The sequence below is a fragment of the Aromatoleum evansii genome, from assembly GCF_012910805.1.
In the GTDB taxonomy this organism is placed as follows: domain Bacteria; phylum Pseudomonadota; class Gammaproteobacteria; order Burkholderiales; family Rhodocyclaceae; genus Aromatoleum; species Aromatoleum evansii.
Genome location: NZ_WTVK01000252.1, coordinates 1 through 423 on the forward strand (window position 1 = coordinate 1; position 423 = coordinate 423).

1 protein-coding gene and 1 pseudogene are annotated in these 423 nt (G+C 63.1%); one reads left to right on the forward strand and one right to left on the reverse strand.

The window, feature by feature from the left end; all coding sequences use genetic code 11:
* A pseudogene (locus GO615_RS29135) lies at positions 1-191 on the reverse strand (Tn3 family resolvase); the annotation flags it as partial.
* A 7-nt stretch (positions 192-198) separates the two neighbouring features.
* Between GO615_RS29135 and GO615_RS29140 the strand changes: the two are divergent.
* Positions 199-423, forward strand: a 225-nt coding sequence (locus tag GO615_RS29140; protein WP_479686202.1) for an arsenate reductase/protein-tyrosine-phosphatase family protein, incomplete at its 3' end; no start/stop codon positions are given.

Genomic DNA, 423 nt, shown 5'->3' on the forward strand with positions numbered 1-423 from the left:
GTGTTGGTTCGAGGCAAGAAAATGGTCATGCCAAGGCCGGGTTCAACGGTGACGTGCTCGACCTGCAGCCTGCTCAACTCGTCCGACCGGAAGCCGCGCCAGAACCCGATCTGCACCAACGCCTTGTTGCGCGTATACACCTGCAACTCGGGCTGTGCAGCTGCAATCCGGCTGTCCAGCCAAGCGGCCATCGTACTGATCCTCTGCACCCGCAACTCCGCGCGCAGCATGCTGAGCGAGGGCATGTTGAACCACTGGGCGCAGATGCTGGGCAAGGATGTGCGCGCCTATAGCACCGGCAGCGCACCGAGCGGTCTCCTCAACCCGTTCGCTCTGGAGGCACTGGAGAAGGCCGGCGTCGACACTGCTGGCTATCGCAGCAAGAGTTGGTACGAATTCGTCGCGGGCGGCGCACCGCAGATG